At 73.2% G+C, this 7,638-nt stretch carries 6 protein-coding genes; 1 reads left to right on the top strand and 5 read right to left on the bottom strand.

From position 1 onward, the window contains the following. Positions 1 to 10: 10 nt before the first annotated feature. A complete protein-coding gene (locus tag J0670_RS39455) occupies positions 11 to 1,273 on the bottom strand; it encodes an HAD family hydrolase (RefSeq protein WP_243437435.1) in 1,263 nt (420 codons plus the stop codon). Positions 1,274 to 1,725: 452 nt separating this feature from the next. Further along, positions 1,726 to 2,223, bottom strand: coding sequence for a hypothetical protein (locus tag J0670_RS23930; RefSeq protein ID WP_207813716.1), 498 nt, complete (start codon positions 2,221 to 2,223; stop codon positions 1,726 to 1,728). Positions 2,224 to 2,325: 102 nt separating this feature from the next. Here J0670_RS23930 and J0670_RS23925 point away from each other — a divergent pair, with 102 nt between their 5' ends. Further along, entirely contained in the window at positions 2,326 to 2,817 is a 492-nt protein-coding gene (locus tag J0670_RS23925) for a universal stress protein (protein ID WP_374223152.1), read from the top strand. Positions 2,818 to 3,039: 222 nt separating this feature from the next. Here J0670_RS23925 and J0670_RS23920 read toward each other — a convergent pair whose 3' ends face one another. From J0670_RS23920 to J0670_RS23910, 3 genes are all read right to left on the bottom strand, one after another. Further along, on the bottom strand, positions 3,040 to 4,230 hold the full coding sequence (locus J0670_RS23920; RefSeq protein ID WP_207813717.1) for an acyl-CoA dehydrogenase family protein: 1,191 nt from the start codon (positions 4,228 to 4,230) through the stop codon (positions 3,040 to 3,042). 159 nt (positions 4,231 to 4,389) lie between these two features. Further along, positions 4,390 to 5,376, bottom strand: a complete 987-nt coding sequence (locus J0670_RS23915) for a hydroxymethylglutaryl-CoA lyase (protein ID WP_207813715.1) — start codon at positions 5,374 to 5,376, stop codon at positions 4,390 to 4,392. Further along, positions 5,373 to 7,625 carry a biotin carboxylase N-terminal domain-containing protein gene (locus J0670_RS23910; protein WP_207813714.1) on the bottom strand — a complete coding sequence of 751 codons (2,253 nt, stop codon included), beginning with the start codon at positions 7,623 to 7,625 and terminating at the stop codon, positions 5,373 to 5,375. Before J0670_RS23910 ends, J0670_RS23915 begins: the two co-directional genes overlap by 4 nt. Positions 7,626 to 7,638 lie beyond the last annotated feature (13 nt).

Below are 7,638 nucleotides of genomic sequence, written 5' to 3'. Positions count from 1 at the left end.
GCGTCGGAAGCTACCGGGCGGCGGCTGATGCTGCGGTCGTCGCCGGGGTCTGCGCTGCAGCCGTGGCCGTCGTCGGCGCCGCAGCCGTAGCGGTGGTCGTAGTCGCGACCGGTGCCACCGTCTTCGCCGCGAGCGGAGTCACGGCCGCTGCTGCTGCTGCCGCCGTTGTCGTCACGGCCGTTGCTACGGCCGTCGCTACGGTCGCCGCCACGGCCGGTGCCGAGGCGAAGGCGGTCCGGGCGGGCGGGGCCCCATCGGCCGCGGTGCGGAGGGGCGTTGCGCGCGCCACCGCGGCGGCCCGGCCGGCGTCCGCACCCGGGTTCGTCCCCGCCTCGGCGGTGGCACCGGTCCGCGGCGCGGTGCTCTGGCGGCCGTCGGCGATCGCGGCAAACCCGCCTGATCGGTTTCGGACACCGGGCCCTGCTCCGAAGCCCGAGGCACCGGCCGTTCCGCCGCTCATGGGAACGGGTGCACTCGGGCCGTCCGGCGCGCTCGCCGTCAGGCGTGCGCCGGACCGCGCGCCGAGCACCGCCGTCGTACGTACCGGCCCCGCGGCGGCCCGCCGCCGGACCGGCCCGCCGGTGCGGGCGTCCGGCCGCGCCGAGGGCGCGTTGCGCGCGGAGAGGACCAGTCCGACGGCCTCCGGCAGACCGGCCGCCTTCAGCGTCGGTCGGTAGCCGGTCTCCGCCCACGGCCGTCCGTGGTGCAGCCAGACACTGCGCAGCCCGGCCAGTTCGGCACCCGCGATGTCGGCGGGCGCGTGGTCCCCGACCATCCAGGTGTGTGCCGCCCAGTCCCCGGTCGGTCGGATGCCGCACCGCCGGGCGGCTATCTCGAATATCAGCGGGTCCGGTTTGACGCAGTCCGCCTCCTCCGAGATCACCCAGCCGTCGACCAGCGGACCCAGCCCGGTCCGTCGGATCTTCTCCAACTGCGCCCGGGTGCCGCCGTTGGAGACGATCCCGAGCGTCCACCCCGCCGTCCGTGCCGACCGCAGCGCCTCGATGTTCCGGGGCGGACAGTGGATGTGCGAGTTGATGCCGCGTCGGAAGTGGGCGAGCAGGAACTCGACGGAGGCGTCCAGGCCGTAGCGGCGCCGGACGGCGGACAGTACGGTGCTGCGCGGCACGTAGCCGCCGCCGTCGAGGGTGACGAACCAGTCGAGGTCGTCGAGTGGCAGGTGGTGTTCGGACAGGAAGTCCTGCGCCCAGGCCCGGAAAGCAGCATCCCGGGGGAGCAGCGTGTTGTCGAGGTCGAACAAGAGCAGGGGCATGTCGAGCATGGTGCCAGCGGCCGGGCCTATGCACGTGGCAAATGCCAGAGCGCGTCGCGAAGCCGTACGAAGTGGCTGAATCGGGCCCGGGCACCAGATGGACGGGTGATGACGGGACGGGCCGGGGGAGCCGGCCGGGACCGGTGGGACGCAACGGTTCGCACCGTAACGGTTCGCGACGCCCCGCAACGGATCGTCGCCGATCAATGACAGTCCGGTCACGGTGTTCCGTGGGCCTGTTGCGCCTCCCCGGTCCGCTCAGTCAAGCTCCAGGGAACCTCCTTTCCGGAGGGGGCGCGATCGCCTGCGAACGGGGCGCACTGCCACGGCGGGCGCATCCCTCTTTCGCGGGAACAACGTCGCTCCGGGGCTTCGCCGGTGGGCTGGGTCCCGCGCCCGTCGTACTCTGAAAGGAACAGGTCACATACGGTGCTGCGCGGCGCAGACCGACGTCATCCCGTGGGCGGGCCTGCTGCCCGGGCAGCGTTGTCCTCTCCTGTCGGCCCCTCTCCCTTGAAGAGCCGTGAGTCATGGCTGGTTTTGAGCCTTCCCGACCGGTGGAACCGGACGCGCCCCGCAGCGTGGGTGCAGGAACCGGGAGCGATGCCGCCCGTGCGGACGTCGGCCCGATCGACGGGAGCGTTCCGGTCGGTGGGCACCCCGAAGCGCGCTCCGAAGGCCTTGTCGGCGAAGGTCCCGACGGCGAAGGCCTCAACGGCGAAGAGCTCAACGGCGAAGAGCTCAACGGCGAAGGCCTCAGCGGCGGCGCCGGCGGGTATGTCGATGCGCACGTCGAGCCCCCTGGCCGCCCGCCGGTCGGCGAGCCGGATCGCGGGCTGTCCGGTGTCGCAGAGTCGGCGCAGCCTGTGGTCACCGACCCCGGGCAGGATGAACTCCGAGGCCTCGCACGCGTGTTGCATAGCCTCACCCGCCGAGGCGGTCTCGCCCACCGTGACCACCCCGGTCCGCGCCAGCGTCGTGGCGAGCGTCCGGCCGGCCCTTCGGAGCCCCCGGTGACGGGCCGCACGGGCCCGGGCGCCGAGCGCCCGGAGGTGGCGTCCGACGCGCTCGGCGGGCACCTCGGGCCGTCGACCCAGGGGGCGCCGGGGCGCCCCCTGGACCCCGCGTTCCAGCACGGCGTCGTGGTCGGTTTCGACGGCTCGCTGTCCAGTGAGCGCGCGCTCGCCTACGCGGTCGGCATGGCCCGCCGATCGCAGTGCGGCCTGGTGATCGTGCATGTCGCGAACCGCCTGCCCGCCACGGTCTGGGCGGGCTGCGAACCGCCCGTCTTCGTCGACCTGCCCGACCACCGGACCGAGGTCCTGGGCCTGGAACTCGCCTGCGCGGACTTCCTCACGGGGGTGCCGTGGATCCTGGTCGAGCGCGGCGGTGACATCTGCCACGAGATCGAGGAGGTCGGCCGCGAGTACGCCGCCGACGCGATCGTCGTCGGCACGACGCACGGCCTGCTCGGCAAGCTCTTCGGCTCGGTCTCCGGGCGGCTGGCGCGGCGGGCCAACCGCCCGGTGATCGTGATCCCTTGAGGATCCGGAGTGGATCCCCCGAGGCTCGCCGGAGGGCTTCCACGGAGGTTCTCCGCTGCTGCCCCGACGCCTGATCCGGCAGTCCCTTTCGATAACTCTTCCGATAGCTCCTCCGATGTCGCCTTCGCCGTGGACCGCTCCCCAACACCCGTCGCGGAGCAGTGTGTTGACTTGGTCGGCCCGGCGGACCCGGCTCAGGAGGTGACCATCAGGAAGTGATCGTCACGACGTGACGCCGAGCTCCCGGGCGATGAGCATGCGCTGGACCTCAGACGTGCCCTCCCCGATCTCGAGGATCTTGCAGTCGCGCCAGAAACGGGCGACCGGGAATTCGTTCATGAAGCCGTACCCGCCGTGGATCTGGGTCGCCTCGCGGGCGTTGTCGACGGCGGCCTCGGACGAGTACAGCTTCGCGATCGCGGCCTCCTTCTTGAACGGTTCGCCGTGCAGCAGCCGGGAGGCGGCGTCCCGCCAGGCCAGGCGGGACGTGTGGGCGCGCAACTCCATGTCGGCAAGCTTGAACTGGATGGCCTGGTTGGCACCGATCGGGCGGCCGAAGGCCCTGCGGGTGCCGGCGTACTTGACGGATTCGTCCACGCAACCCTGGGCCAGGCCGGTGGCCAGGGCCGCGATGGCGATGCGGCCCTCGTCGAGGATCCGCAGGAACTGGGCGTAGCCTCGGCCACGCTCGCCCAGCAGGTTGGCCGCGGGTACGCGGCAGTCGGTAAAGGACAGTTCGCGGGTGTCGGATGCGTTCCACCCGACCTTCGAGTACTTCTTCGAGACCTGGAACCCCGGGGTCCCGGTGGGCACGATGATGGAGGAGATCTCCCGTACAGGCGAGCGGAATTCGCCCTCTTCACTCGAACGAGCGATCGGCTCGGTGAGCGCGGTGACGGTGACGAGCCCGGTGATGTCGGTGCCGGAGTTGGTGATGAAGCACTTGGTGCCGTTGATGACCCACTCGTCGGTGGTCTCGTCGTACCGCGCGGTCGTGCGGGTGGCCCCGGCGTCCGAACCGCCCTCGGGCTCGGTGAGGCCGAAGGCGCCGAGGAGTTCGCCGGAGGTCAGCCGGGGCAGCCACTCGCGCTTCTGCTCCTCCGTGCCGAAGCGGTAGATCGGCATCGCGCCGAGCGAGACGGCGGCCTCCAGGGTGATCGCCACCGAGGAGTCGACGCGGGCGAGTTCCTCCAGGGCGAGCCCGAGGGCGAAGTAGTCGCCGCCCATGCCGCCGTACTCCTCCGGGAAGGGCAGGCCGAACAGGCCCATCCGCCCCATCTCGCGGACGATCTCGTAGGGGAACTCCTCCCGTTCGTAGAACTCGCCGATCTTCGGCGCCACCACGTCCTGGGCGAACTCGGCGACGGTGCGCCGCAGTTCCTCGTACTCGCTGCTGAGCCGGTGGTCGAGCATCTGATCCTCCTGGTGCCCGGCCGGGATGGCCGCGGGCGTGAGCGGGATGACCGGCGTCCGTCTGACGGTGCGACGGTCACACGGTGTGGTCATCGGATGATGGCGGCGCCGGCCGGACCGTTCGGGCGGCCGGCGCCGGGGAGTCGTGCCGCGGGCGGGTCAGCCCCGGGTGGTGCCGAGCAGCGCCTGGACGGTGCGGGAGGGGCTCGGGCGGCCGAGGCGCTCGGCCATCCAGCCGCTGGTCGCGACCAGCGCGCGCAGGTCGACGCCGGTCCGGACACCGAGCCCGTGCAGCATCCACACCAGGTCCTCGGTGGCCAGGTTGCCGGTGGCGCTCTTCGCGTACGGGCAGCCGCCCAGGCCGCCCGCCGAGGCGTCCACCGTGGTGACGCCCTCGCGCAGCGCCGCCAGGGTGTTGCTGAGCGCCTGGCCGTAGGTGTCGTGGAAGTGCACGGCGAGCCGTTCGGGCGTCACGCCGGCCCGGGCGAAGCCGGCCAGCAGGGCGCCCACCTGGCCGGGGGTGGCCACGCCGATGGTGTCGCCGAGGCTCAGCTCCGCGCAGCCCATCTCCAGCAGCTCCACCCCGTACCGGACCACCTGGTCGACCGGGACCGGACCCTCCCAGGGGTCGCCGAAGCACATCGACAGGTAGCCGCGGACGGCGACCCCGGCCTCGGTGGCCCGCGCCACGACCGGGCGGAACATCGCCATGGCCTCCTCCGCGGTGCGGTTGAGGTTGCGCCGGGCGAAGGTCTCGGTGGCGCTGGCGAACACCGCGATGTCGGTGGCGTGGTGGGCGAGCGCGCGGTCGAGGCCGCGCTCGTTGGGCACCAGCACCGGCAGCCGCAGGCCGGGGTGGCGCTCCGGCAGATCGGCGAGCCGGGGCACCAGTTCCTCGGCGTCGGCGAGCTGGGGCACCCATTTCGGGTGAACGAAGCTGGTGGCCTCGACGGTCCGCAGCCCGGCGGCCGCGAGCCGCGCGATGAACTCCGCCTTGACCTCGACGGGCACCAGGGAGCTCTCGTTCTGGAGCCCGTCGCGCGGTCCGACCTCGTGGATCCGGACCTCCTCGGGCAGTCCGGGGGCGCGGACCGGGTCGGGCAGGCCCAGGTCGAGGGCGTCGGGCTCGCGGGCGGCGGCGGTCATGACCGCACCTCCGCGGGCTCGGCGGCCTCCTCGGCCGGGGTGACCACGACCAGCAGGTCCTCCATCGCGACGGTGGCGCCGGCGGCGGCCCTCAGTTCGGCCACCACGCCGTCGTGCGGCGCGGCGATCACGTGTTCCATCTTCATGGCCTCCAGCACGAGCAGGGGCTGACCCTTGCGGACGGCTTCGCCCGCGGCGGTCTTGACGACGGTGACGGTGCCGGGCATCGGGGCGGTCAGGGCGCCGTGGTGGGCGGCGGCCCCGGCGGCGCTCTCGACGGCCGGGTCGTAGGTGTGCAACGGCCAGGCGTCGCCCTCGATTCCGAGCCAGGTCACCGGGCCGGCGGTGCCGGGGGCGGGGTCGGCGGCCAGCGCGAAGGTGGTCTGCAGGCCGTCGACGGTCAGGTGCAGCCGGTCGCCGGCGAGGGTGGCGCGGGCGCGGTGAACCGGCCCGGAATCGAGCCGGAGTTCCACCTCACGGGTGAATTCGCCGGGAATGTCGGTGGGGTCGGCTACGTTGCCCGGAGTGATCGACCGGATGCGCACCGAGACCGTCTCCTGGCCGGGGGTGCGGAGTCGGTGGGTGGTCCAGGCGGGGGTGCCGCCCAGGCGCCAGCCGGAGGGGAGGGAGAACGGGTCGGTCCAGCCCCCGGGGTCGGCGGCCGGGGTGAGTTCCAGGTGCCGCGCCAGCGCGGCCGCGTAGTAGAGGAGGTGGGCAGGTGACGGTGGTTCGGTCGCCGTGGGGTCCGTCCCGTTCACGGGGCGGGCGGAGTCCGTGGCCCCAGCCGTGGCGACCGCGTTCGACGGGGAGTACGGCGAGGCGAGCAGGGTCGGCTGCTGCCGCGCCGTCTGTTCCACCAGGCCGGTGTCCAGTCGGCCGGCGACGACCTCGGGGTGGTTGAGCAGTCGGCGCAGGAAGCCCGTGTTGGTCGTGACGCCCAGGATGCGGGTGTCGGCCAACGCGGCGCGGAGCCGGCGCAGCGCGGTCGGGCGGTCGGGCCCGTACGCGATGACCTTGGCGAGCATGGGGTCGTAGGCGCTGGTGACGACGGTCCCGGGGGCGACCCCGGAGTCGACGCGGATGCCCTCGCCCCAGGGTTCCTCCAGGGCGAGGATGCGGCCGCCGGTGGGCAGGAAGTCCCGTTCCGGGTCCTCGGCGCAGATACGGGCCTCGATGGCGTGGCCCAGGAAGGAGATGTCGGACTGGGCGAAGGAGAGCGGTTCGCCGGCGGCGATGCGCAGCTGCCACTCGACCAGGTCGAGTCGGGCTGAGTCCGCGCCGACGGCGACGGCGAGCTCGGTGACGGGGTGTTCCACCTGGAGACGGGTGTTCATCTCCATGAAGAAGAAGTCCCGCACCCCCTCGGCGGCGGAGGCGGGGGCGTCCGGGTCGATGCCGGGGACGATGAACTCCACGGTGCCGGCCCCGGTGTAGCCGCAGGACTGCGCGGCGCGGACGGCCGCGGCGCCCATCGCGGCGCGGGTCTCGGCATTGAGGAGAACGGAGGGAGCCTCTTCGATCAGTTTCTGGTGGCGGCGCTGGAGGCTGCACTCACGCTCGCCGAGGTGGACGGTGGTGCCGTGGGCGTCGGCGAGCACCTGCACCTCGATGTGGCGCGGCCGGTCGATCCAGCGTTCCAGCAGCAGGGTGTCGTCGCCGAAGGCGGTCCGGGCGACACGACGGGCAGCGGCGATCTCGGTGGGCAGGTCGGCGCGGTCCCGCACCAGGCGCATGCCCTTGCCGCCGCCACCGGCGGACGGCTTGAGCAGGACGGGGTAGCCGATCTCGTCGGCGGCGGCGACGAGGTCCTCGTCCGTGGGCGCGGCGGCCTGGCTGCCGGGGACCACCGGGACGCCGGCGGCGCGGACGGCCTCCTTGGCGTTGATCTTGTCGCCCATCAGCTCGACCGCGCCGGGCGGCGGTCCGATGAAGGCGAGACCCGCGTCGGCGCAGGCGCGGGCGAAGCCGGGGTTCTCTGCGAGGAAGCCGTAGCCGGGGTGGACGGCCTGGGCGCCGGTGCGGCGGGCGGCGGCGAGGATCTGGTCGGTCCGCAGGTAGGTCTCGGCCGCCGAACTGTCGCTGCGGTCGGGCGGGCCGAGCCGGACCGCGACGTCGGCCTCGCGGACGTGCGGTGCGTCGGCGTCCGCGTCGCTGAACACGGCGACCGAGCGGACGCCGAGCCGCCGCAGGGTGCGGATCACCCGCAGGGCGATCTCGCCGCGGTTGGCGACCAGAACTGTGTCGAACATGGGAGGCGTTCCT

This window comes from Streptomyces sp. FH025 (genome assembly GCF_017427025.1).
Lineage (GTDB): Bacteria > Actinomycetota > Actinomycetes > Streptomycetales > Streptomycetaceae > Kitasatospora.
The sequence above is the reverse complement of the archived record's forward strand: the minus strand, read 5'-3'. Positions and strand labels throughout refer to the sequence as shown.